Annotated in this window: 23 protein-coding genes and 1 pseudogene; 10 read left to right on the top strand and 14 right to left on the bottom strand. The window is 71.9% G+C overall.

Going from position 1 to position 23,357, the window contains the following annotated elements; all coding sequences use genetic code 11:
• Positions 1-100: 100 nt before the first annotated feature.
• Positions 101-952: a helix-turn-helix transcriptional regulator gene (locus EAO75_RS27730; RefSeq protein ID WP_147997727.1), complete on the top strand. Its 852-nt coding sequence runs from the start codon at positions 101-103 to the stop codon at positions 950-952.
• Between the two features lie 156 nt (positions 953-1,108).
• On the opposite strand, the gene EAO75_RS27725 is transcribed toward EAO75_RS27730, so the two are convergent.
• The 4 genes from EAO75_RS27725 to EAO75_RS27710 form a co-directional block, all read right to left on the bottom strand.
• Complete coding sequence (locus tag EAO75_RS27725; RefSeq protein WP_147997726.1) at positions 1,109-1,807, bottom strand: SDR family oxidoreductase; 699 nt, start codon at positions 1,805-1,807, stop codon at positions 1,109-1,111.
• A gap of 269 nt (positions 1,808-2,076) precedes the next feature.
• Positions 2,077-2,301 (bottom strand): ferredoxin, encoded by a 225-nt coding sequence (locus tag EAO75_RS27720; RefSeq protein WP_147997725.1) that lies wholly within the window; start codon positions 2,299-2,301, stop codon positions 2,077-2,079.
• Entirely contained in the window at positions 2,298-3,500 is a 1,203-nt protein-coding gene (locus tag EAO75_RS27715; RefSeq protein ID WP_147997724.1) for a cytochrome P450, read from the bottom strand. The genes EAO75_RS27720 and EAO75_RS27715 overlap by 4 nt, the downstream gene beginning before the upstream one ends.
• A gap of 250 nt (positions 3,501-3,750) precedes the next feature.
• Complete coding sequence (locus EAO75_RS27710) at positions 3,751-4,638, bottom strand: NAD(P)-dependent oxidoreductase (protein WP_147997723.1); 888 nt, start codon at positions 4,636-4,638, stop codon at positions 3,751-3,753.
• A gap of 238 nt (positions 4,639-4,876) precedes the next feature.
• Here EAO75_RS27710 and EAO75_RS27705 point away from each other — a divergent pair, with 238 nt between their 5' ends.
• Positions 4,877-8,116 carry a BTAD domain-containing putative transcriptional regulator gene (locus EAO75_RS27705; protein WP_147997722.1) on the top strand — a complete coding sequence of 1,080 codons (3,240 nt, stop codon included), beginning with the start codon at positions 4,877-4,879 and terminating at the stop codon, positions 8,114-8,116.
• A 174-nt stretch (positions 8,117-8,290) separates the two neighbouring features.
• Here the strand turns inward: EAO75_RS27705 and EAO75_RS47665 are convergent, their stop codons facing one another.
• The 3 genes from EAO75_RS47665 to EAO75_RS27690 form a co-directional block, all read right to left on the bottom strand.
• Positions 8,291-8,344 (bottom strand): hypothetical protein, encoded by a 54-nt coding sequence (locus EAO75_RS47665; RefSeq protein WP_410092489.1) that lies wholly within the window; start codon positions 8,342-8,344, stop codon positions 8,291-8,293.
• 84 nt (positions 8,345-8,428) lie between these two features.
• Complete coding sequence (locus EAO75_RS27695; RefSeq protein WP_147997721.1) at positions 8,429-8,749, bottom strand: NIPSNAP family protein; 321 nt, start codon at positions 8,747-8,749, stop codon at positions 8,429-8,431.
• Between the two features lie 47 nt (positions 8,750-8,796).
• A complete protein-coding gene (locus EAO75_RS27690) occupies positions 8,797-9,750 on the bottom strand; it encodes an NADP-dependent oxidoreductase (RefSeq protein WP_410092488.1) in 954 nt (317 codons plus the stop codon).
• A gap of 146 nt (positions 9,751-9,896) precedes the next feature.
• On the opposite strand from EAO75_RS27690, the gene EAO75_RS27685 reads away from it, so the two are divergent.
• On the top strand, positions 9,897-10,292 hold the full coding sequence (locus EAO75_RS27685; protein WP_147997719.1) for a winged helix-turn-helix transcriptional regulator: 396 nt from the start codon (positions 9,897-9,899) through the stop codon (positions 10,290-10,292).
• Between the two features lie 43 nt (positions 10,293-10,335).
• On the opposite strand, the gene EAO75_RS27680 is transcribed toward EAO75_RS27685, so the two are convergent.
• The 6 genes from EAO75_RS27680 to EAO75_RS27655 form a co-directional block, all read right to left on the bottom strand.
• Complete coding sequence (locus tag EAO75_RS27680) at positions 10,336-10,713, bottom strand: VOC family protein (RefSeq protein ID WP_147997718.1); 378 nt, start codon at positions 10,711-10,713, stop codon at positions 10,336-10,338.
• Complete coding sequence (locus EAO75_RS47660; RefSeq protein WP_261989427.1) at positions 10,710-10,835, bottom strand: hypothetical protein; 126 nt, start codon at positions 10,833-10,835, stop codon at positions 10,710-10,712. The genes EAO75_RS27680 and EAO75_RS47660 overlap by 4 nt, the downstream gene beginning before the upstream one ends.
• A 104-nt stretch (positions 10,836-10,939) precedes the next feature.
• On the bottom strand, positions 10,940-11,620 hold the full coding sequence (locus EAO75_RS27670) for a hypothetical protein (protein WP_261989426.1): 681 nt from the start codon (positions 11,618-11,620) through the stop codon (positions 10,940-10,942).
• Positions 11,617-11,988, bottom strand: coding sequence for an STAS domain-containing protein (locus tag EAO75_RS27665; RefSeq protein ID WP_147997717.1), 372 nt, complete (start codon positions 11,986-11,988; stop codon positions 11,617-11,619). The genes EAO75_RS27670 and EAO75_RS27665 overlap by 4 nt, the downstream gene beginning before the upstream one ends.
• Positions 11,989-12,372: 384 nt before the next feature.
• Complete coding sequence (locus EAO75_RS27660) at positions 12,373-12,630, bottom strand: hypothetical protein (RefSeq protein WP_147997716.1); 258 nt, start codon at positions 12,628-12,630, stop codon at positions 12,373-12,375.
• Positions 12,631-12,635: 5 nt separating this feature from the next.
• The gene (locus EAO75_RS27655; RefSeq protein WP_147997715.1) at positions 12,636-13,232 is read right to left on the bottom strand and encodes a DUF5994 family protein; all 597 of its coding nucleotides are present in this window, start codon (positions 13,230-13,232) and stop codon (positions 12,636-12,638) included.
• Positions 13,233-13,446: 214 nt separating this feature from the next.
• Here EAO75_RS27655 and EAO75_RS47655 point away from each other — a divergent pair.
• Positions 13,447-13,617: pseudogene (locus tag EAO75_RS47655) on the top strand (amidohydrolase); the annotation flags it as partial.
• Between the two features lie 114 nt (positions 13,618-13,731).
• Here EAO75_RS47655 and EAO75_RS48305 read toward each other — a convergent pair.
• Complete coding sequence (locus tag EAO75_RS48305) at positions 13,732-14,325, bottom strand: expansin EXLX1 family cellulose-binding protein (RefSeq protein WP_315987377.1); 594 nt, start codon at positions 14,323-14,325, stop codon at positions 13,732-13,734.
• Between EAO75_RS48305 and EAO75_RS48300 the strand changes: the two genes are divergently transcribed.
• The 6 genes from EAO75_RS48300 (at position 14,303) to EAO75_RS27620 (ending at position 22,983) form a co-directional block, all read left to right on the top strand.
• Positions 14,303-14,668: a hypothetical protein gene (locus EAO75_RS48300; RefSeq protein ID WP_315987375.1), complete on the top strand. Its 366-nt coding sequence runs from the start codon at positions 14,303-14,305 to the stop codon at positions 14,666-14,668. The two genes, EAO75_RS48305 and EAO75_RS48300, sit on opposite strands and share 23 nt — an antisense overlap.
• Before the next feature lie 214 nt (positions 14,669-14,882).
• Positions 14,883-16,295, top strand: a complete 1,413-nt coding sequence (locus EAO75_RS27640) for a hypothetical protein (RefSeq protein WP_147997713.1) — start codon at positions 14,883-14,885, stop codon at positions 16,293-16,295.
• 67 nt (positions 16,296-16,362) lie between these two features.
• The gene (locus EAO75_RS27635; RefSeq protein ID WP_147997712.1) at positions 16,363-17,607 is read left to right on the top strand and encodes an AAA family ATPase; all 1,245 of its coding nucleotides are present in this window, start codon (positions 16,363-16,365) and stop codon (positions 17,605-17,607) included.
• A 160-nt stretch (positions 17,608-17,767) separates the two neighbouring features.
• Positions 17,768-19,261 (top strand): DUF2201 family putative metallopeptidase, encoded by a 1,494-nt coding sequence (locus tag EAO75_RS27630; RefSeq protein ID WP_147997711.1) that lies wholly within the window; start codon positions 17,768-17,770, stop codon positions 19,259-19,261.
• 160 nt (positions 19,262-19,421) lie between these two features.
• Entirely contained in the window at positions 19,422-21,632 is a 2,211-nt protein-coding gene (locus EAO75_RS27625; protein ID WP_147997710.1) for an MMPL family transporter, read from the top strand.
• A gap of 121 nt (positions 21,633-21,753) precedes the next feature.
• Positions 21,754-22,983, top strand: a complete 1,230-nt coding sequence (locus EAO75_RS27620; RefSeq protein ID WP_147997709.1) for a sensor histidine kinase — start codon at positions 21,754-21,756, stop codon at positions 22,981-22,983.
• Positions 22,984-23,357: the final 374 nt, after the last annotated feature.

The following is a 23,357-nucleotide window of genomic DNA, read 5'->3' as shown; positions in this document are numbered from 1 at the left end:
CCCGACCCGGCAGGAAAAGCACTAAGATGGTTCGGGTTTCCGCAGTACCGGAAACCGCATGGTCCATAACCGTGCAAAACGGGCATAACCAGGGGGACGAGTGAAGGTCGCAAACGACTCAGAAGGTGAAGAAAGGACCCAAAACGGCCACCATCTCGCCGCACCGTCAGGCAGCTCGACGGAGCCGGAAAAGTTCTTCCGCGGAATGGTCGAACATCTCGCAGATCTGAGCCGACTCACACATGAACACGTCGGCCGGTTGAACAACGCGTTGCCGGAAGGCAGCGGCCGGCGATCGGACATCCGCTACATCCACGGCCTGTCCGATATCGCTGAGGCAATCGGCGAAGCCCTTTCGGGCGCTACGCGGGAAATTCTCACCGCACAGCCGGACGGTTCCCGCCCGAGTGGAGTCCTCAAAGACGCGCTGGAAAGCGTACGGCGTCATATCTCTGCGGGTGTCGCAATGCGGACACTTTATCAGCACAGCACGCGTTTCGATGAGGCGACCAAGGAATACGTGCGAGAGGTGACAAGGCTCGGGGCGTCGGTTCGTACACTCGATGAGTTCTTCGACCGACTCGTCATCGTGGACGACGTGGCATTCATCGCCACGAACGAGGACCGCACGTCCGCGGCGGCGGTGCGGGAGCCGGCCGTCGTGCGGTTCCTGCGCGACACCTTCAACCGGTCGTGGGACCGGGCCCAGCCCTTCCCCTTCGTGCCGCACCACGCGGCGAAAGCGGCGGACGAGGTCATTCCCGCAATCCGCACGTCCATCAAGCGCCTGCTGGTCGAGGGCTATCCGGACAAGCAGATAGCCCGGCGACTCGGTATCAGCGAGCGGTCGCTGCAGACGCATATCGCGTCCATGAAGCAGGAACTGGGCGCGCGCAACCGCTTACAGATGGGTTATCTGCTGGGCAGGAACGGCACGACGTTCGTGCTGTGACTTCGTGTGCAGTGACTTCGTGCGCTGTGACTTCGTGCGCTGTGACTTCGTGCGCTGTGACTTCGTGCTGTGACGTTGAATCGGTGGCGGTTTGCCCGGCGGGCCGTTGCGGCCTGCCGGGCGATCGACACGCGGGCGGTGTCGGTGGCGAACGCGTCAGCCGACCTGGCCGGCCGGGCGCATGGTGAGGTGGTTGATGTCCACGCCCTCGGGCTGGTTGATGGCGAAGACGATCACGTCTGCGATCTGCTCGGCCGTCATCACCGGTGCCGCCTGAGGGGTCCCGCCGCGCTGGTCCCAGAACGGGGTGTCCACGACGCCGGGTGCGACGAGGGTGACGCCGACTCCGTCCTTGGAGACCAGGAGCCGGGTGTTCTCGGCCAGGGCGTGCACGGCCCACTTGGTGACCGAGTACAGGTTGCCGGGCGTGTTCCGGACGCCGGCGACCGAGCCGACGATCACGATCCGGCCCTTGGACTCCCTGAGGTGGGGCAGCGTCTCCCGTACCAGCAGAGCCGGGCCGAGGACGTTCGTGAGGACCATGGCGCGCATCGCCTCGGGGTCGTGGTCCTCCAGGGTGCCGGGCAGGGAGAACCCGGCGTTGGCGATGACGGTGTCCAACCGGCCCCAGGAGCCCACGATCTGGCGCACGGCGGAGGCGAGGTGGTCCTCGTCGCTCGCGTCACCGGCGAGCGTGATCAGCCGGTCCCCCGCGCCTGCGGAAGCGGCGAAGGCGGCCAGCCGATCGGCGTCGCGGCCGGTGACGGCCACACGGTGGCCCTGCTTGAGCAGAGCGCGGGCGGTGGCGGCACCGATTCCGGTCGAACCGCCAGTGATCAGCGTGACGGGTTCCAAGGGACGGCCTCCTCGTTGATGGCGGACATCGGCGGCCCGCCGGGTTCCTGGTGTCGATGAACGCGGGTCGGCACATGACGTCGGCCGGCTCCGGGCCGCTGCCGATCCCGGGATGCGGTAACGGACGAACGGCCGCTGCGGTAAGGGCAGTTGAAGAACTCCTCCGGCATACCGACCGCTGATCAGCCGCTCGTTCTCGGTGCCGATGCTAGTACGTGGCCGCGGATCCCGTCCGAGCCCTGCTCGCTCGACGCGTGCCGCAACCGGCGTCAGGAGCCGCCGGATTCCGCCCCGCGGAGAGTGATCGCCCCGGAGGGGCAGACGCCGACGGCCATCCGCGCGGCCGTGCGATGGGCGGTGGGCGGCTCGGGGTGCAGCAGGAGCACGCGGCCGTCGTCGGGATCCTGGTCGAAGACCTCGGGGGCGGTCAGGGCGCACATGCCGGCGCCGATGCAGAGCTCACGGTCGACGCGCAGGTGGACAGGCGGCCTCATGACTGCGCCTTGTCCCAGGTGACCGGGAGGCTCTTCACCCCGTAGATGTCCGCGGTCTCCGGGCGCAGGCCGACCTCCTCAGCCGGTACGGCCAGGCGCAGCGTGGGGAACCGGTCGATCAGCGCGCGGAACGCGACCCGCATCTCGACACGGGCCAGCTGCTGGCCCAGGCACTGGTGGATGCCGTGGCTGAACGCCAGGTGCCCGCTCACGTCCTGCCTGCGCAGGTCGAGCGCATGGGGGTCGGCGAAGCGCTCGGGGTCGCGGTTGGCGGTGTTGTACGACAGGACGACCGTCGTGCCGGCCTCGATGGTCCGGCCGTCCAGCTCGACGTCCTCAAGGGCCGTCCTCATGAACGTCTTGGCGACACTCAGATACCGCAGCAGCTCCTCCACGGCCGCGTCGGTGAGCGCGGGATCGGCACGCAGCGCGGCCAGTTGCGCCGGGTTCTGCAGCAGCGCGAAGGTGCCGAGGGACAGCATGTTCGCGGTGGTGTCGAATCCGGCGGCCAGCAGAATCAGGCTGATCCCCTTCAGCTCCTCGTCGCTCAGATCGCTGTCGGTGAGTTCGCTGAGCACGTCGTCGGTGGGGTTCGCACGCTTGGCGGTCACCAGCTCCGCGAGGTACTCCTGGGTCGCCGTGTAGGCCGCTATCAGCTCCTCGTCGCTCGTCTCCCCTCCCATGAACGTGTCGATCTGCTCCTGGAAGGAGCCCCGGTCCTGGTACGGCACCCCCAGCAGCTCGCAGATGACGATGGTGGGGATGGGCTTGGCGAACGCGGTCACCAGGTCCGTCGGCGGCCCGGCCTCCTCCATGGCGTCCAGGCAGTCGGCGGTGATCTGCTCGATCCGCTCCGTGAGAAGTCGCATCCTCCGTACGGTGAACTTGCCCACCAGCGGCTTGCGATAGCGCCCGTGCTGCGGCTCGTCCATGAGGAGGAACTCGCCGGGCGGCGCCGGAGGAACCTCGAAGTCGCCCACGTTCAGGAGCTCTTTGCGTGAGCTGAACCGCGGGTCGGCCAGGACGGACCTGACCAGGTCGTATCCGGTGATCAGCCAGCCGGGTCTTCCGCCGATGTGCGTGTAGCGGCTGATGGGGCCGTGCCGGCGGGCGTCGAGCAGCTCTGCGGGCGGGTCGAAGGGGCAGCCGGGCGGACGCTCCGTCGGTAGCGTCGCGACGGTGTGGAGGGACTCGCTCATGACCAATCCTCATCTCGCGATACGACGTGTTTTCAACATCCCGAAAGCTACGTTGCATTCAGAATCACGTCAATCAGACAGGGGTCGAAGTCCCAGGTAGTTGGCGCCAATTTGATGCAATGACGCTGCCATCGAATGCAACGACGCGTTGCAATGAACGATGGCGAAGGCAATGCTGAGGGCGGCCGGTTCCGACGGGGGAACCAGAACCGGCCCCTTCGTCAGAGGGCGAAGCGAATACCGGAACCGGTCACTGGCTCGGCCTGCGGTACGCCTTGACGACGCTGGCGTAGCTGTTCCCGCCGTGGCCCTGGGCGACGATGCCCTCCATCAACGCCTCGGAGTACTTGGGCAGTTCGCTGTCGACACCGAGCGCCTCGCTCTCCTCGACGAGGTGCTTGAGCGCGCCCAGGTGCGTCTCCAGGGTGGCGTCGTTGGCCGGGAACTTCTCGTCGCCGGCGTCGATCTGCGCGGCGTAGTCGGCCGTGAACATCTTGATGGCGTCGAGCCACATGTGCGCCCACGGCAGGAACTCCTGCGCCTTCACGCCGCCGGTCTCCACGATGGCGACGCCGTGCAGGAAGCTGTTGAGGGCGCCCCACATCAGGCCGAGCAGCGACACGTCGAACAGGGCGGGCTTGCCGTGATCGGTGCCGAGGTAGGTGGTGCCGCCGCCGAGGAGTATCAGGACCGGCTCGTGGGCGTCGAAGACGGCCCGGTCACCGGCGTAGAAGAGGACGGAGGTCTCGGCGCCGATGCCGGGCGGGGTGATCATGATGGCGCCGTCGAGGTAGTCGACGGCGTTCTTCCGCGCCCACTCGGCGCTCTGCCGGGCCTGCTCGGAGGAGCCCGTGGTCAGGTTGACCAGGGTCTTGCCGTGCAGGGCGTCGCCCAGCGAGCCGATGACGTCGTGCACCACGTCGTACGTCGACACGCACACGACCACGAGGTCGCTCGCGGCGACTGCGTCGGCGGGGTTCGCGGCGAGCACCGCGCCGTCCGCGACGAGGCCGTCGGCCTTGTCCGCCGAACGGTTCCACACGGTGGTGGCGTGACCCGCCTTCAGGAAGGCGGCGGCCAGGGCCTGCCCCATCAGGCCGAGGCCGAGCACCGACACCGAAGTGTGGTTGTCACCCATGAATCAGTTCCTCCAGTACGAAGTGGTGTGCTGAACGGTCCGGCACGCGGGGCGCGCCATTCCGCCGCCGATCCGCATTCCTCCAGGAAGGCTGGCATGTGCCCCTTCGGATTCACTTCGGACGAATTCGGATTCACTTCGGACGAATTCGCCAACGCTGGGAAGGCGCACTTCGGGCCGCTGACCGAGCCCTTCTCCTCGCAAGTCGCTCCGTGCGACGGCCGGTTACGCTGAGATCATGGAATTCGGGGTGCTCGGGCCGCTGGAGGTGCGCACGGCCGGCAGACGTGTCGTGCGGGTACCCGAAGTCAAGGTCCGCCTGCTCCTCGCGGACCTGCTCGCCCACCAGGGGCAGGTCGTCCCGGCGGGCCGGCTCATCGAGGACCTGTGGGGCGGCTCGACGTTCACGGCACGGCCCACGGCGTCGCTCCAGGCCAAGGTGTCCCAGCTGCGGCGTGCCCTGGAGGACGCGGAGGCGGGCGGCCGCGAACTGCTCGCGCACCAGCCGCCCGGATACGTCCTGGTCATCCCCGCCGACGCGCTGGACGCCGGGCGGTTTCGCGAACTTCTCTCCCGGGCCAGGGCCGTCGAGGATCCCATGGCGCGCTCCGCGCTGTACACCGAGGCGCTGGCGCTGTGGCGCGGCCCCGCCTTCGCCGAGTTCGCCGATCAGCCGTGTGTACGGCCGACGGCGGCGAGCCTGGAGGAGGAGCGCCTCACCGCGGTCGAGGAACACGCCGGGGTGCGGCTGGAGTTGGGCGAGCACAGCCTGCTCGTCGGGGAGCTGACCGAGCTGGTGGCGCGGCACCCGTTACGCGAGGGGCTGCGGCGCGCGCTGATGTGGGCGCTGTACCGGGCGGGTCGCTCCTCCGACGCGCTCGACCACTTCAACGACCTGCGGCGCCGGCTCGACGAGGAGCTGGGGCTCACGCCCGGCCCGCCCCTGGAGGCACTGCAACAGGCCATCCTGCGGCACGACCCGGTCCTGGCCCAGCCGGAGCCGGCCGCACAACCGGCCGCGGCCGTGCCGGTGGGGCCGGGACCGACCGGTTCGGCCTCGCCCTTGGTGGGCCGCGACCAGGACCTCCGGGCGATCCGGACGCTGCTCTCCCGGCGCCGTCTGGTGACGCTCACCGGCCCGGGAGGGGTCGGCAAGACCCGCCTCGCCCAGGCCGCGGCGCAGAACCTGGCGGGCGCGTTCGCCGAGGGCACCTGGCTGGTGGAGCTCGCAGACGCCGGGGGCCTGGAGCGGTTCGCCGACGTGGAGTCGCTGGCCGAGCAGGTCATGGCGACGCTGGGCATCCGGGAGAACGCCTCGGACGACGACTGCAAGGGCCCGACGGACCGCCTCGCGAAAGCGCTGGCCGGCCGGCGGCTGCTGCTCGTGCTGGACAACTGCGAACACGTCGTGGATGCCGTCGCCCAGCTGGCCGGGCCGCTGCTGAGCCGGGCACCGCACCTGCGCATCCTGACGACCAGCCAGGAACCGCTGCGCACCCGGGACGAGACGGTGTATCCGGTGGCACCGCTGTCGCTGCCCCCGCTGGACGGGCCGGACCTCGACGCGCTGGCGAGTGCGGGCGCCGTACGCCTCTTCGTGGACCGGACCACCGCCACGGACCCCGAGTTCGTGCTGGATGCCACCACCGCGCCCCTCGTCGCGGACGTGTGCCGGCGCCTGGACGGCATCCCGCTCGCACTGGAACTGGCCGCCACCCGCGTGCGCTCGCTGGGCATCCGGGAGCTGCACGACCGTCTCGACGACCGCTTCAGGGTCCTCAACAGCGGCTACCGGGACGCCCCTTCACGGCACCGGACGCTGCAGGCCACGCTCGACTGGAGCTGGGGCCTGCTCGACGCCCGCGAGCAGACCGTGCTGCGCAGGCTGTCGGTGTTCAGCGAGGGATGCGGCCTTGAGGCCGCCGAGGACGTGTGCTCGGGCGGCGGCGTGTCCCCCGCCGACGTCCTCGACGCACTGAGCCTGCTCGTGGAGCGCTCTCTGGCCGTACGCGCCGAGGGACCCCGCGGTCCGCGCTACCGGTTGTTGGAGTCCGTCGCGGTCTACGCGCGTGACAAGCTCGCCGAGTCCGGCGAGTACGCCGGGACCGCCGCCCGGCATCTGCGCCACTGCGTCCGCCTCGCCGAGCGCGCCCGGCCGCATCTGCACGAGCGGGAGCAGGCCCGGTGGTTCCAGTACCTCGACCCGGAGGCGGCCAATGTGCAGCGCGCTCTGGCCGAGGCGGCCCGGGCGGGAGCCGCTCAGGAGGCGCTGCGCCTGGTCAACTCGCTGACCTGGTACTGGTACGTCCGGGGCCGGCTCGGCGAGGCTCGCAGAGCGCTGGCAACGGCCCTGGACACGCCGGGCGACGCCGCGCCCGAGGAGCGCATGGAGGCGGTCTTCTGGTACACCGGCGTCCGCCTGCTGCTCGGCGAGCACGAGCGGGACTGCGACACGCTGGAGGAGTACCCGCCCGAGTCCACCCTGGAGTCGACCAGGGCCCAGTGGTTCCTGGCGCACGCGCAGTGGACGGTGGGGGCGCTGGCCGAGGGCGAGCAGCGGGTCGAGCACGTCCTGGTCCGCTTTTGCACCCTGCGCGACGCGTGGGGCATGGCTGCCGCGCTGACCACGCGCGCGTGCTTCGCCCTGGCGCGCGGCGACCTGGAGGGGCTGCGCGACAACGCCGAGGACGCCCGCGCCCACTTCGCGGAACTGGGCGACCTGTGGGGCCGGTTGAAGACGGCGGACCTGCTCGGCAGGCTCGCCGAGATCAACGGCGACTACGACCGGGCGGCCCGGTTGCACCGGGAGAGCCTGCGGATCACCCAGGCCCTGGAGACATGGCCCGAGATGTCGACGAAGCTGTCAGGCCTCGGCAGGATCGCCCTGCTCACCCAGCGCTACGACGAGGCCGACGACCTGCACACGCGCGCCTTGCGGCTCGCGGCCGAACAGGGCAACCAGCCCGCCGAACAGTTCGCCGCGCTGGGTCTCGCGCTGAGCGCCCGACGCCAGGGCCGGCTCGTCGCCGCCGAGGAGTGGCTGCGGCCCTGGCTCGACTGGAACCGCCGGCGCGGCGACGGCCCGGGCCTCGCGCTGGTCCTGGCCGAACTGGGCTTCATCGCCGAACAGCGCGGCGACGCCGCCCGCGCGCTCGCACACCACCGGGACGGCCTCACGGCCGCCGCGACGACCAAGGACCCCCGCTCGGTCGCCCTGGCCCTCGAAGGCCTGGCGGGCGCGTACTCGCTGGCCGGGTCCCCGAAGCGGGCGATCCGCCTGCTCGGCACTGCGGCAGCGACGAGAGAACGGACCGGCGCCCCGCACCCCCCGGCGGAGCAGGGCGACGTGGAACGCATCGCCACCCGCCTGCGCGCCACGATCGACGAGCCCACCTACACCCACGAGTTCACCCTCGGCACCCGACAGGACCACGAGGCTCAGGCGAGGGCGGAGGCGGAACGGCCAGAGGCACGGTGACCTGACCGGCCGGGGCCGAGCGGGCCGGTGGCCGGCGACCGAGAGGAGCGGACATCGAGCTCGCACCGGGCGCCACGTCGGGCCCGGCCCGGTGCGAGCACGGTGGCTGTTGCAGCCCGGGATCTCGAAGCCGAGCGAGCCGAGCGCGGCTTCGGCAGCCTGCTGATCCTGCACCTAGGTGCCGCCCGAGATGCCGAGGCCGCCGATGACCTGGCCGTCCTCGATCACCGGGCAGCCGCCGCCGACGGCCGTCAGCCGGCCAGGAACGGTGCGTCGTCGGTTCGCTCGAACGCCTTCAGGTGACCGCCGACGTCAGCGCAGCGCGGAGCGCGGTGTGGGGGCCACGCGGGTGACCACGATCTCGTCCGGGATCAATAGGTCCTCGACGACCGGGCTGATCTCGCCCTGCCAGCGTTCGCTCTGGTAGACGGCGGCGTACAGTTCCTCGCGCTGCGCCTCGTCGTCGAACCGGCGGATCCAGACGTAACCGTCCTGGTCCTCCTCGTCGATGAAGGACGCGGTGACCGTCATCCCCTTCGACGTCTGGAACGGGATGACGACGTCCTCCATGTAGCGGACCCATTCGTCCCGGCGTCCGGGTCGGGTCCGGTAGCGCCGAAGCTCGTAGAACACGGCGAACTCCTCCAAGTCGTGCAATCGGTGGGGTGGTTCGGCGGCGGTCAGGAGGAGACGCGCAGCACGAGCTTGCCCCGGGTCCGGTCGCTCTCGCCGCGGGTATGGGCCTGGGCCGCCTGCTCCAGCGGGAAGACCTCCTCGACCTCCACGCTCACCTCGCCGGAGTCGATGAGGTGGGCGATGCGGGTCAGGGCGGGGCCGTCGGGTTCGACCAGGAACGGGCTGGTGCGCAGCCCCCTGGACTGCGCCGCCTCGAGGAGTTCGGGCGAGACTCCCGCGGGGATCGCGACGATGAGTCCGCCGGGGCGCAGCACGTCGAGGGAGCGGGTGCTGGTGTTGTCGTGCGCGTCGCCGACGAGGTCGATGACGACGTCGATGTCCTTGGCGGCTTCCTCGAAGCGGACTGCGGTGTAGTCGATGAGTTCGTCGGCGCCGAGCGCGGTGAGCCAGTCGTGGCGCGGGCGGCTGGCGGTGCCGGTGACATGGGCGCCCAGGTGCTTGGCGAACTGGACGGCGAAGTGTCCGACGCCTCCGGCGGCGGCGTGGATCAGCACGCGCAGGCCGGGGCGGATGCCGGCGGTGTCCACCAGGACCTGCCAGGCGGTGAGGGCCGCGAGCGGTACGGCGGCGGCCTGCTCGTGGCTGATGCTCGCGGGCTTACGAGCGAACTGGCGGGCCGGGGCGGTGACGTACTCGGCGTAGCCGCCCGCGGCTCGGGGGAACCAGGGCATCCCGTACACCTCGTCGCCCGGCTTGAGGGTGGTCACGCCGAAGCCGATCTCCTCCACGACGCCGGAGACGTCCCAGCCCAGGGTGAACGGCGGCTCGCCGAGCACGCCGGCGATGCCTCCGCCGGCCCGGGTCTTCCAGTCGACCGGGTTGATCCCGGCGGCGTGCACCCGCACCAGAACCTCGGTCGGCAGCGGCTCGGGCCGGGGCACCTCCTGCACCTGCAGGACGTCCGGGCCGCCGAAGGCCTGCTGCACCACCGCGCGCATCGTAGACATGCGTCAACTCCCTGAAATCATCCGTAAGACCGCGTATCGGCCTCCGGTTCAGCGGTGTTGACCGTATGCCGAGGTAGGTGGTTACCATCAAGGGAATCTACTTCCCGATGGGAAGCATGCAGCTGAGGAGCGTCTCCGTGACCACCCAGTGCCTGACCGGGCAACATACCGACCACGACGTGTACGCGGCCCAGTGCCCCTGCCGCGCCATGCTGGACCTGCTGGCCAACAAGTGGTCGGCCCTGGCCATCGGAGCCCTGGAAGACGGCCCGCAACGCTTCGGCGCCCTGCAGCGACTCCTTCAAGGAGTCAGCCCCAAGGTGCTCACCCAGACCCTGCGCCGCCTGGAGGGCGCCGGCCTCGTCGACCGCACCGTCTACCCCGCGGTGCCCCTGCACGTCGAGTACGACCTGACCACCCTCGGCCGCAGCGCGGCCGTACCGCTACGCCACCTGAGGACCTGGGTGGAGGACAACATCGACAACACGACGCACGGGACGCACAGGACGCCGGATTCGACGGTGTGCACTTAGAGGCCGCGAACATCCGGTTCCGTGCCGGTGCGGACGCCCTCGGCTAACGGGCCGGCTCGAAAAGCTCGATGAGGTTGCCCGCGGGATCGGCGAGCAGGATCTGACGACCGCCGGGGCCGGAGACCGCATCGCCGTGGAAGGCCAGTCCGGCACCGCGGAGCCGGTCGATCTCGAGGTCGAGGTCGTCGACGATCAGATGGATGCGGTTACGGCCGGGGCCGGTGCCGCTGGGGGTGGCGCGGGCGCCGGAGCTGGCCGGGCCGGACAGGAGCAGCCGCAGCGGCCCGCGCACGACGTCGGCGAAGGCCGGGGCCGGGTTGCTGCGGAGGGTGAAGCCCAGATGGGTGGTGTAGAAGTCGACGGCTGCCTGGACGTCGTCGACGATGTACCGGACGCTGGCGAACTGGTCGGGCGTTGTCACGGCTTGACCTCCTGTGGCGTGCGGGCGAGCAGCGGCAGCAGGTAGCGGATGCGGGTGTCGATCTCTGCCACCGTGCGGACGAAAGCGGGGTCTGGCTTCTCCCAGCGGGTCGTCGACACCATCAACGTAACGCAGCCCGATCCTGATCGCGGTCGTCGGCGATCTGGTGGGCGGCAGCGCCGAGACCTCTCCCCGGCCGTCGAGCCCCTCGCCCACACGTTGGTCGTCAGTCGGGCCGTTGGGTGCGGTGTTCGTGAGCCAGGCCGTCCGGGCGGGCAGGCGTGCGTGGGCCCAGGGGAAGGACCAGAGCCCGCAGCAGCACAGGGGCAGACGGCCGCAGGACCATGGGATCCGACGGCCGACGGATCGCCCCGATGTCGTGCCATCCCCACGACAGGAAGGCCCCGAAGGCCGGAGCGTCGGCTTCGTCGACCAGTGTCGCCCCGAGCGAGGCGTGGTGGTCGGCGAGCAGCCGTTCCTGGAGCCTGCGGGCGAGGCCGTGCTCGTCCGTATGGGGGTGCACCACGATCTCGGTGATCGCGAAGACGTGGCCGGACGCGGTGAGCCGTTCGACGCTCTGCGGAAGGGGCCCGTCGAACCCCCTCCACCAGGTCCCCTCACGCGGTACGGGGAATCCGTAGGCACACCCGGCCAAGGCCGTGTCCTCCGCGACCAGCAGGGCGAAGCCGGCCCGCCGGATGTCGCCGGTGAGCCGCCGCAGAAACGCCTCCCGGCCCCGGTATTCCTGGCCTGCCTGCGTGCGTGCGGATTCCACGTACAGGTCTGCCAGATCCTCCCGCAGGGTCTCGGCCTGCCAGCGGTTCAGTCGGCGCAGACGTACCGCGTGGGCGGGAGTCGATGTGCTTCCCCCAACCCCTGGCGGCTCCAGGCGGAGCGGCCCCGTCACGGCGCACCGCCCACGACAGCCGGAACCCGGCGTGACGGTCGTCGAGCTGCGTGGAGCTCGTGGAGCAGGAAGCCGGAGCCGGTGAGCTCGATGATGCGGGCCATGGTCGGTGGCGGATAGTGCAGTTGGAGGGTCATTCCTGCATCCGTGGCGAGCTGGGATGCCGTGAGGAAGGCGTTGAGTCCGCTGCCGTCGCAGAAGGTGACCGCCGTGAGATCGACGTCGGCGGTGCGGATGCCGTCGCGCATGCATGCGGCCAGTGCGGCGCGCACGAGCGGGGCGGTGGCCAGGTCGATCTCTCCTGCGAGGGTGATCAGCGCGCGAGTGGCGCGGTCGTGCCGGTGGATGCTCAGTTGTGGGTGAGGCATGGCTCCTCGGTTCGACGTACGAAGTACCCGTCGGACAGCGCCGCGTGGCGGGGCCGGTCCGGCCCTCGCGGCGTGCCGCCGATACGGGGGAGATACGCGGTGACGGGTGAACGGCCGCTCCGGCAACGGGAGTTGGCGAGCGCGGCGGCAGATGGAGGATGGCGGATGGCGGATCAATCGTCCGGGATGCGCGCCATGGGATCGGACGGAAGGTCCGCGCCCGGCGGGCATCGTGTCCTTAAAGGGGTGCCGCCCGAGGCCCGGACGGCATGGTCGGCAGACCGGGCCGGCGGGGGCCCGGGGCTCGGAGGCACAGGACACGGGAAGACCCCGGCCTGTCCTGTGCGATACGGCGGCCGGGGTCCTGGGCTGCGGTCGGTGCTGTCAGTTCGGTCGGCTCGGTCTGTTCGGTCCGCTTGGGCCGTCCTCGCGAGGTGCGCGGCGGCGTGCGGTGCCGCTCGCTCCCGCCCGGCCGTGGGCCTTGCGCGGAGCCAACGGGTCCGGTCCTGGGATCGGCATCCCGGAACGGCCGTAGTGGAAGGCGGCGATGCGGCCACTGTGCTGCAAGTTGAGCAAGTGGATGAGGAGCGCCCCGAAGGCGATCATTGCGAGGGTCACGACCACGACCACGAATGTCTGCATGGTCCTCACCTCCCCATCGGCTGATGCGGCAGCGCGGCGGTCACGGTCGGGATCCGGGGACGTGCGCCCGGATCGCGGGCCTCATGGCCTCCTTCGGAGTCCCAGACCGCTTCCACGGCCCGGTCCGTCTCGGACACCGTCCGCAGGCGCGCCGCCTCCTCCATCAACCGGCTCGCGGTCGACATGCCCAGTGGGTCGCTCGCGGCGGCCATCAGCCAGGCGGCCGAGACGGGAGTCGTCTGCGGCGGGACCACCAAGAGGTTCCAACGGCCCATGCGGTACGAGAGCAACAGCAGTTCGTGCGGGTCCTGCTCGGCCAGGAACCAGCCCACCTTCACCACGTGCCCGGCGACGGACACCTTGCGCGGAACGACGGGCCAGTGGGTGGGATTCACTGTGACCCGGGTGATCCGCCCCCACARCGGATCCAGCACGTCCGCCAAGGCGGAGAGCTCGCTCGGCAGGTCACGTGAACGGGGCCACCAGGCGCCGTCCAACTCGGCGGGCCCTGCGGAAGAGCTCTCGGATCTCAACGCGAGGCGCGCGGTCGGGGCCCTGAAGGGAACGGCCCGTAGCGGGGGATGAGAGGTGGTCGCGGCCATCGCGCGAACCCGTCTCCGGACTCCTGCGCGAGAGCAGCTGCCCGGTGTCGTCGCTCACCGGGAACGGCACCGGCATCGGAGCCGATGTGCGAAGTGCTCCGACACCTGGCGGCAGGCGCCGGACCTCGTCGTCGCCGCGATCGACGAGGTCGCCAACCTCCATCGCGCCAAGTCGGAGATCAACTACATCCGCGGTGTCCCGCCCGTGGTCAACGACCCCGACACCTGGCGGCAGGCGCCGGACCTCGTCGTCGCCGCGATCGACGAGGTCGCCAACCTCCATCGCGCCAAGTCGGAGATCAACTACATCCGCGGTGTCCCGCCCGTGGTCAACGACCCCGCCGCGACCGAGCTGCTGCACGAGGCCATGACGGCCCGTCGCGGGCGCCGTCCTCGGTGCCCTCCGGAGAGCCACAGGACGCGGAGTCCCGGACACCGGGCGAGCGGGTGTCCCCCACGGCCGTGCCGTCGCTGGACCCGACGCGGGGGGCCGGTTGAGTCAGTGCCCCGCGAACTGGAGCCGGGTCGGTTGCAGGACGTCCGGGCGGATCGTGAGCGCGTCGACCGTGAGCGTCTCTCCGTAGATGTCCGTCAGCCGGATCGCCGCCCCGCAGCCCTCGCCCTGTTCGGAGAGGAAGTAGTTGTACTCGGTGCGCTGCAACTGCCGCCAGCCGCCGGCTGTCTCGACCTCCAGGCGGGCCAGCGGATTTCGGTGCCCGACCGCCTGGACGGCGCACCAGTAGGGGCTGGAGCCGGTCTTGTAGCGGACCGAGATCTTGTCGGACACGGCCGGGCTCAGCAGGCGCCAGGTGACCGGGATCCGACCCGCGGAGGGCGCGGCGAGCTTGGCGAAGGCCTGGGGGCTGAGGTCGAGTTGGCCGGGGGCGCACGGCAAAGGGCACTCGTTGGTGACGCGGACCGTGATGGAGGTGCCGTTCGCGGCGCGGACCTGGACGTATGCCCCGCAGGCCTTCGAGGTCTCGTAGTCCGTGTGGTTCATCGCCGCGGTCATGACGTCGTCGGTCGGGCCGTACAGGCAGGCGCCGTCGCCGTTTGAGGTGTCGTAGAACGTGGCGAGTCCCTGGTACTCCACGCCGGGGCGGATCCTGCCCGCCAACGGCGCGGAGCCCGACGCCGGTCGCGGGGTTGTCGTGGCGGACGGAGCGGACTTCGAGGCCGTCGTGGCGGAGGCGGTCCTGGACGGCTTCGGAGTCGCCTTTTCCGGCTTCGGCTTCGGCTTCGGTGTGGGCGTGGGGCCGGGTGTCGAGGGCGAGGGCTGCGACCGGCTGTCGGTGACGGGCGTGGCCGCCGACCCGACTGCCTCGCTCTCCCCGTCGGGACGCAGGGCCATGAGCAGGGATACGGCCACCGCGACCGCTGCCACCAGGGCGGCGGAGACGAGGGCCGTGCGCCGCTTCCCGGGGGACCGGCGATGAGGACGGGGACGGGAACGGGATGCCACGGGTGAGTCCTTACGCGGTCGGTGAGAGCTGGCCATGGGTCAGTGGTCGCCGGGGGCGCAAAGGTTGCCGTGGGCCTGGGTGCGCGGAAAATCCCTCGCGGCCCGAAGCGCGCGGGGCTACGCTCGGCCGCGATGACGACTCACTCTGTTGCCAGATTGGGGGTCCCGTCCGCGCAAGGTGAGTGCTGATGGGCACTCCTTCCGCGAACGGGGAATCCCGGGATTCCTTTTGGCCGCGCGTGCGCGAGTTCGCCGTGCCGGCCTCCATGATCGAGACCGCGACCGCCCGCCGGCTCGCCGGGGACTGGGCGGGGGCGTGTGCCGCCGCGGGGATCGACGTCGATCTCAGTCTGCGTTCCCTGGCCCGCGACCACGGGCGGGAAGTCGCCGCTCTGGTCCGGGACGACCTTCGCGCTCTCGCTCCCGATCTCCTGCGCTGGCACATGCCGCGGATCGCTCCCGACGGGCTGCTGCGTCCCGGGGTGACCCTCGCACTCGCCCGGTACGGCGGCGCGGGGCGGGGACGCCGGCAGCCGCTGCATCTCGTGGTGCGGACGCCGCCCGCCTGGGCGGACGCCGGTCAGCGGATCAGCCTCGCGGTGTGGGACGGGGGACGCGGGCCGGACGGTGCCGCAACCGACGCGGGCCCGCATCCACATCCCCGGCCCAGCCCGCGGTTCCGGCTTGATCTGCATCGGCATCTCTGGGACGCCCGCCGGGCCGGAGAGCTGCGGAGTCGGGCGGGGCGCGGTGCCGCGGCCGACGGCCGGCCGGGGACGGGACGGCCGGATCTGCCGGGGGGTGTTCCGTACGGGTCCCTGTGGGCCGTTGACCGGTGGGCCGACGAGGCGTTGCTGCTGCTCCGTGCCGAGGGGCGGTCCTCCGGGGCCGTGATCATGCGGTTGGGGGGTCGCCGGCGGCTCGTCCTGGAGGTGTCCGCGCAGGCGGAAGCGGGCGGGCCGCGGATCGTGGAGTCCGTCGGCCGCAGTGCCTGCGCTCTGCCCGTGCTGCCCGACGCCGCGACCTGGGTGCTGCCCGACGTCGAGTTGCTGCGGGCCGGTGCCATCGAGGTCGAACGGCTGCATCCGCTGGTCGCCGCCGCGCTCGTGCCGGAGAGTGCCGGGGCCGGCCGAGCCCCGTCCCCTCAACGGCCCGGACAGCCACGGTTCGTGCAGTGCCGGGGCGAGCGGCACCGGATCGGGCTGGTCGACGGTGTCCTGGCCCCGCTCGACCACGAACCCGACGAGATCCGGCGCGAGGAACTCCTCGCCGCGCTCACCGGTACTCCGCTGCCCTGCCTCCAGGCCGTCGACGACGCGCACCGCCGTCCCGAGTGCCTGCCCGACGTGCGGGAACGCCTCTGGCACGGCGACATCGCCGGCGCGCTGGCCGTCGTCGAGGGGCTGCTCGGGCCGGACGCGGTGCTGCGGGACGGTGCGCTGCGGGACGAGCTGGCGGCGCTCGCGCGGCGGCGGGTGACGTACGGACTCTTCAGGGCCGGGCTGGCCGGCCCCCGGCCCGGTCCCGTCCGTTTCGACGAACGCGTGCCGCGCCGTCCCGGTGACCATCGGCGCCGCCCGCGGCACGCGACCTTTCCCTGACCGGCATACGCGAAGCGACCTCTCGTACCTGTCCCACGCCCCCTCACGAACCCCACGGTGATCACACATGCCCACGTGCACTCAGCCCACCTCCTCCCAACTCGACGTGGCCTCCGACCTGTTGGCCCTCCTGCGCGACACCACGACCGAACCCCGCCCCGACCCCCAGCTGGAGGCCCTCACCCTCGCCGTGGCCGCCGATCTGCCCGTCCTGCTCTGGGGCGAGCCCGGGATCGGCAAGACCGCCGCGCTCACGCAACTCGCCGCCGAACTCGGCCTCCCGCTGACCACGGTGATCGCCAGCGTCCACGAGCCGTCCGACTTCTCCGGGCTGCCCGTCGTCGGGGACGACCCGGCCGAGCAGGGCGTGCCGATGGCCCCGCCGGACTGGGCCGTACGGCTGGTGCGGGCCGGGCGGGGGCTGCTGTTCCTGGACGAGCTGTCGACCGCGCCGCCCGCCGTGCAGGCCGCGTTGCTGCGGGTCGTGCTGGAGCGCAGGATCGGGGCGTTGCGGCTGCCGCCCGGGGTGCGGATCGTGGCCGCCGCCAACCCGCGCTCCTCGGCCGCCGACGGCTGGGAGCTCAGCGCGCCGCTGGCCAACCGGTTCGTGCATCTGCAATGGGCCCACGACCACGAGGTCGTCGTACGCGGACTCGGCGGGACCTGGCCCCGGGCGACGCTGCCCCGGCTCGACCCTCGGAAGCTGGCCGAGGCCGTGGACTTCGCCCGGCGCGCGGTCTGCGGGCTGCTCTCCGGGCGGCCGGCGCTCGTGCACCGGTTGCCGAGCGGGGAGGCGCGCCGGGGCGGGCCCTGGCCCTCGCCGCGCAGCTGGGAGATGACACAGTCCCTGGTCGCCTTCGCCACGGCCGCCGGGTCCTCGCGGGAGGTGCTGTCGATGCTGGTGCGGGGCACGGTCGGGGACGGGCCGGGCCTTGAGCTGCTGGCGTGCGTGGACCGGATGGACCTGCCGGACCCGGAGGTACTGCTCGCCGACCCCGCGGCTGCCGAGCTGCCCGAGCGGGGGGATCTGCGGCAGGCCGCGCTGGACGGTGTGGTGGAGGCGGTACGGGCCCGTCCTGACAAGGCCCGCTGGGACGCGGCCTGGACGCTGCTCGTCCGGGCCGTGGAGACCGGCGCACCCGACCTGGTCGTCGTCCCCGCGAGCACCCTCGCCTCACTGCGGCAGGAGGACTGGGACGTCCCGACGTCGATCGAGCGGCTCTCCGGCGTCGTGACCCTGTCCCGCCGAGCGGACCGGGCGGCGGCCAGGACGGCGGCGATCACCGAGAAGACGAAGGCGGGCCGCCGATGACCCACGACCACGACCACGACCGAGACCGCCAGGGCGCTTCGCCGGAAGACCGGGGCGAAACCGCGCCCGGAGACCAGGGCAGGGCCCGGCCCCTCGATCGAGCGGACCGGGCGGCGGCCAGGACGGCGGCGATCACCGAGAAGACGAAGGCGGGCCGCCGATGACCCACGACCACGACCACGACCGAGACCGCCAGGGCGCTTCGCCGGAAGACCGGGGCGAAACCGCCCCCGGAGACCAGGGCAGGGCCCGGCCCCTCGATGCCGGCGGGTCGCCCGGCCCCGACCGAGGCAGGAACTCGCCCCGCACCGGCGACGAGCCGTCCGGCCTCGCCCGCGACAGAGCCGGGCGCCCCGATCGCGGCAGGCTCCGGCCCCATGACCCCGACCAGCTCTCGCGCCTCGACCGCGACAAGCTCTTCTCCGCCCGGCTGCACGCCGCCCGGGTTCGTCCCTATCTGGCGACCGCCCTGTTCGCCCTGCATGTCGTCGAGTCGCGGCGGGTGCCGACCATGGCGGTCGACCGGCACTGGCGGTGCTATGTGTCGCCGGGGTTCGTGGAGCGGACGCCGGTGGAGGAGTTGGCGGGGGTGTGGGTGCACGAGGTGTCGCATCTGCTGCGTGACCATCACGGGCGGGGCGACCGGGTGGCGCGTGAGCGTGGGCTGACCGGGCCGGGGGACCGGCTGCGGATGAACATCGCCGCGGACTGCGAGATCAACGACGACGTGTACGGCGACGGGTTGGCCCGGCCCGAGGGCGCCGTCGACCCGGCGGCCCTGATGCTGCGCGACGGCGAGCTGATGGAGGACTATCTGCGCCAGTTCCGGCTGGGCCCGCAGACGCAGGACCTGGCGTGGCTGGACTGCGGCAGCGGGGCCGACGGGCTGGAGCGGGAGTGGGATCTGGGCGCGGACGGCGCGCACGGGCTGAGTGCGCAGGAACGGGACGCCGTCCGGTTCCGGGTGGCGCAGGGCATCACCGGGCGCCCCGGCAACGCCCCCGACGGGTGGCAGCGGTGGGCCGAGGAGGCGTTCCATCCGCCGCAGCCGTGGCGGGAGTTGCTGGGCGCGGCGGTGCGGTCGGCCGCGTCCGGTCCCGGCGCCGGCGAGGACTACACGTACGGCCGCCTCTCGCGCCGCTCGGCCTCGGTGCCCGGCGCCGTACTGCCGAGCCTGCGGCGCAGACCGCCCCATGTGTGTGTCGTCATCGACACCTCCGCCTCGGTCAGCGACGCCGAACTGGGCAGCGCGCTGCTGGAGGTCGCCGCGATCTCCCGTGCCGTGGGCGGGCGCCCCGACCTGGTCAGCGTGGTGTCGTGCGACGCGGCGGCCGCAGGTGTGCACCGGCTGTGCCGCGCCGAGGGGATACCGCTGGTCGGGGGCGGCGGTACGGATCTGCGCGAGGGTTTCGCGACGGCGCTGCGGGCCCGGCCCCGGCCCGATGTCGTCGTCGCCCTGACGGACGGTCAGACACCGTGGCCGAGCACCCGTCCGCCGTGCCGGACGGTGGTGGGGCTGTTCCCCCGCTTCCCGAGCTCGCCGCGGCGGGCGCGAGGCGGCTCAGGGGACGAGGACGGCTCCGCGTACGTGCCCGACACCCCGCCGGCCTGGGCACGCGTGGTCGAGATCGGGACGGGCGCAGGGGGGAGGTGAGACCTCGGGCCCATCAGGCGGTCGTCCTCCCGGCGGACCCGCCCCCGCCCCGTACTGCATTCTCAGTACCGGCGATTGTCGGCAGCCGCACGACGACACGGCACCCCCCTCCCCGAGAGCCTGGGCACACGTTCGAGTCCCAGATGTGGAGACCCCTGCCGTGGCTACTTTCCTTTATCGCGTGGGCCGTCTGGCCTTCCGGCGGCGTTGGTACGTCGCCCTGGTCTGGGCGGCCGTGCTGGCCGCCGTCGGCCTGGGTGCGCTGAAGGCCCCGGGAGCCTCCGACGAGGAGTTCTCCATGCCGGGCATCGAGTCCCAGAAGGCGTTCGACCTGATGGAGGAGCGCTTCCCGGGAGCGACGGCCGACGGGGCGACCGCCCGGGTCGTCTTCGTCGCGCCGGGCGGCCAGAAGGTGACCGCCGCCGAGAACAGGAAGGCCGTCGAGGAGGCCGTGGCCGAGCTGGGGGACGGCTCGCAGGTCGCGTCCGCCGTCGATCCGTTCCAGGCGAAGGCGGTCAGCAAGGACGGCACGACGGCGTACACGACCGTCACCTACAAGGTCACGGCCAACGACCTCACGGACGCCAGCAAGACGCACTTGGAGCGGACGCTCGACGAGGCCCGCGACTCCGGGTTGACCGTCGAGGCCGGGGGCAGCGCGATGGACGACGGGGGCGGCGCGGGCGGGACGGCCGAGGTCATCGGCATGGCGATCGCCGCAGTCGTGCTGCTGATCACCTTCGGCTCGCTGGCCGCCGCCGGGCTTCCGCTGCTGACCGCGATCGTCGGCGTCGGCGTCAGCATGGCCACCATCCTCGCCCTGTCCGACGCCCTCGGTCTGTCCACCACGACCGGCACGCTGGCGATGATGCTGGGCCTCGCGGTCGGCATCGACTACGCCCTGTTCGTCGTCTCGCGCTACCGCGAGGAGCGCGCAGGCGGCCGTACGCCGCAGGAGGCGGTCGGGATGGCCGTCGGCACGGCCGGTTCCGCGGTCGTCTTTGCCGGGCTCACCGTCGTCATCGCGCTCGCAGGGCTCTCGGTCGTCGGCATCCCGATGCTCACCAAGATGGGCCTGGCCGCGGCGGGCGCGGTCGTCGTCGCCGTGCTGATCGCGCTGACGCTGGTCCCGGCGTTCCTCGGGTTCTGGCCCCACGCCGTCCTGCCGAGGCGGGCCCGCAAGAGCGGCCGTACAGCCGAGACCAAGGAAAGCAACGGCGGCACCCGCTGGGCGCGGTTCGTGCTGCGCCGGCCGCTGCCCGTGCTGCTCCTCGGCGTCGTCGGCCTCGGCGCGCTCGCCGTGCCGGCGATGGACCTGCAGCTCGGCATGCCCGGCGACGAGGCCAAGTCGACGTCGACGACCGAGCGCCGCGCCTACGACGCGCTCGCTGAGGGCTTCGGGCCGGGCTTCAACGGGCCGTTGACCGTCGTCGTGGACGCCAAGGGCGACGCGGATCCGAAGGGTGCCGTCACGACGATCACCAAGGAGATCGGCGGCACCGAGGGGATCGTGTCCGTCTCCCCGGCCCGTTTCAACGAAGCCGGTGACACCGCCGTCTTCTCGGTCGTGCCGTCCACCGCGCCGACCGACGAGAAGACGAAGGACCTCGTGACCGTCATCCGGGACGAGCGGCCGGGCATGGAGGCCGAGACCGGGGCGACCTTCGAGGTCACCGGGACCACGGCCATGAACATCGACATCGCCGACAAGGTGCAGGCCGCGCTGATCCCGTATCTGATCATCGTGGTCGGGCTGGCGATCGTGCTGCTGCTGGTGGTCTTCCGGTCGCTGCTCGTCCCGCTGAAGGCGGCCCTCGGCTTCCTGCTGTCGGTCCTCGCGTCCCTCGGCGCGGTCGTCGTGGTCTTCCAGCAGGGGCACGGCGCCGAGCTGCTGGGCGTGGAGCAGACCGGGCCGATCATGAGCCTGATGCCGATCTTCCTGGTGGGCATCGTGTTCGGGCTCGCCATGGACTACGAGGTCTTCCTCGTCTCGCGGATGCGGGAGGCGTACGTCCACGGGGAGCGGCCCGCGCAGGCGATCGTCTCCGGGTTCCGGCACAGCGCCCGCGTCGTCGTGGCCGCCGCGCTGATCATGATCGCGGTGTTCGCCGGGTTCATCGGCGAGAGCGACTCCATGATCAAGATGATCGGGTTCGGACTCGCCTCCGCCGTCCTCTTCGACGCCTTCGTCGTACGGATGGCGATCGTGCCCGCCGTGCTCGCCCTGCTCGGCGACAAGGCCTGGTGGCTGCCGAAGTGGCTGGACCGGATCCTGCCGCGCGTCGACGTGGAGGGCGAGGCGCTCAGCCGGCGGCCGCAGGCGGAGCCGGGCCCGGCCGAGACGACCGATCTGGAAGTGGCCCGCACCTGATCGACCGGCCACCGCCCGCCAGGGGCCGCCCGTGACCCGGAACGGGGTCATGGGCGGCCCCGTCGGCCGTCCGTGACCGGAATCGTCCACCATGGCCTCAGTACACCGACCGGAGAGCCCGATGATCACCAGCCTGGAGCGCCGCTACGCGGACCGCCTCGAGGAGTTCTCGGACCGCCGTCCCTTCGCCGTAGACCTGGTGCTGGCCGCGGCGCTGATGGGCTGCGCGGTCCTCGGCGGCAAGCTCACCCTGCCCGGTGCCACCCCGCCGGACCAGGACGGGACCGCCGTCGCCCTCATGGGCGTGGCCTGCCTCGTCCTGCTCAAGCACCGCAGTCACCCGCGCGCCGCCGTGGTCGTGAACGCGGCCTGCACGACGGTCGTGATCGCGCTGGGCTATCTGCTCACGCCGCTGCTGCTGGCCCCCGTCATGGCGGCCCTGTACTGGCTGGCGACCCACACCGACCGCAGAACCACCCGCGTCTACGGTCTGGCCACCATGCTGGCGGTGACCGTCGCGGCGGGCGTCTCCGACTCCATGGACCATCTGTCGCTGCTCCTCAGGACGATCGGCCCGTTCTTCTGGCTGCTGCTGCCGCTGGCCGCCGGCAACATGACCCGGCTGCGGCGCGCCTACCTCAAGGCCGTGCAGGCCCGCGCCGAGCACGCCGAGCGCACCCGGGAGGAGGAGGCGCGGCTGCGGGTCACCGAGGAGCGGATGCGGATCGCCCGTGAGCTGCACGACGTCGTCGCCCACCACCTGGCCCTGGCCAACGCCCAGGCCGGTACGGCCGCGCACCTGGCGCTCAGCAACCCGCAGCAGTCGCAGAAGATCCTCACCGACCTGACCGGCACCACCTCGTCCGCACTGCGCGAACTGAAGGCCACGCTGGGGCTGCTGCGGCAGAACGACGACGACCCGGACTCCCTGTCCCTGGAGCCGTCGCCCGGCCTTTCCCGGCTGCCCGAGCTGGTCTCGGCGTGCGCGTCGGCCGGGGTCACGGTCACGGTCAGCACGGAGGGGGAGCCACAGCCGCTGTCGCCCGGCGTGGACCTGACCGCGTTCCGCATCGTGCAGGAGGCACTGACCAACGTCACCAAGCACGCCACCACGGAAGCCGCCTCCGTCCGCCTCACCTACTCCGGCTCCCGCCTCCAGATCACGGTCACCAACGACGGCCCCGCCGCCCCGGTCGCGCAGAGCCGCGGCTTCGGCGTGATGGGCATGCGCGAACGGGCCCACTCGATCGGCGGCGAACTCCACGCGGGCCCGCGCCCCGAGGGCGGCTTCGAGGTGACGACAGCCTTGCCGCTGCAGCCGCACGGCGCGGAGGAGGAGACGACGGCGTGAGGGGCGCGGGGGCGCGGTGCGGCTCGGCTTGTCGGGCTCTCGCCTGCTGATCACGGTCGGCAACGACGGCGTCTGTCGCCACGGACGCGCAGAGTCGCGGGTTCGGCGTGAACGCGCCCTCTCCGTCGGAGGCGAGCTCCACGCGGGCCCGCGCCCCGAGGGCGGTTTCGAGGTGGCGACGGTCCTGCCGCCGCGGTCGCGCAGAGTCGCGCCTTCGAGGTGGCGACGGTCCTGCTCCAGCCCGCAACGTGCCGGGGAGGAGACGACCGGGTGCGCCGCGTGCGCGCTGTGGGGCTCGGCTTGTCGGGCTCTCGCTTGCTGATCGCGGTCGGCATGACGGTCCCGTCGGCGTGGTCGCGCAGGGCTGCGCCTTC

The sequence above is a fragment of the Streptomyces sp. UW30 genome, assembly GCF_008042075.1.
Lineage (GTDB): Bacteria > Actinomycetota > Actinomycetes > Streptomycetales > Streptomycetaceae > Streptomyces.
The sequence above is the reverse complement of the archived record's forward strand: the minus strand, read 5'-3'. Positions and strand labels throughout refer to the sequence as shown.

Coding starts and splice junctions, on each gene's coding strand:
- EAO75_RS27720 (WP_147997725.1), bottom strand. CDS start 2,301: ATGAGGCCGCCTGTCCACCTGCGCGTCGACCGTGAGCTCTGCATCGGC.
- EAO75_RS27715 (WP_147997724.1), bottom strand. CDS start 3,500: ATGAGCGAGTCCCTCCACACCGTCGCGACGCTACCGACGGAGCGTCCG.
- EAO75_RS27710 (WP_147997723.1), bottom strand. CDS start 4,638: ATGGGTGACAACCACACTTCGGTGTCGGTGCTCGGCCTCGGCCTGATG.
- EAO75_RS27705 (WP_147997722.1), top strand. CDS start 4,877: ATGGAATTCGGGGTGCTCGGGCCGCTGGAGGTGCGCACGGCCGGCAGA.
- EAO75_RS27690 (WP_410092488.1), bottom strand. CDS start 9,750: ATGCGCGCGGTGGTGCAGCAGGCCTTCGGCGGCCCGGACGTCCTGCAG.
- EAO75_RS47660 (WP_261989427.1), bottom strand. CDS start 10,835: ATGGTGTCGACGACCCGCTGGGAGAAGCCAGACCCCGCTTTCGTCCGC.
- EAO75_RS27665 (WP_147997717.1), bottom strand. CDS start 11,988: ATGCCTCACCCACAACTGAGCATCCACCGGCACGACCGCGCCACTCGC.
- EAO75_RS27660 (WP_147997716.1), bottom strand. CDS start 12,630: ATGCAGACATTCGTGGTCGTGGTCGTGACCCTCGCAATGATCGCCTTC.
- EAO75_RS27640 (WP_147997713.1), top strand. CDS start 14,883: ATGGGCACTCCTTCCGCGAACGGGGAATCCCGGGATTCCTTTTGGCCG.
- EAO75_RS27635 (WP_147997712.1), top strand. CDS start 16,363: ATGCCCACGTGCACTCAGCCCACCTCCTCCCAACTCGACGTGGCCTCC.
- EAO75_RS27630 (WP_147997711.1), top strand. CDS start 17,768: ATGACCCACGACCACGACCACGACCGAGACCGCCAGGGCGCTTCGCCG.
- EAO75_RS27620 (WP_147997709.1), top strand. CDS start 21,754: ATGATCACCAGCCTGGAGCGCCGCTACGCGGACCGCCTCGAGGAGTTC.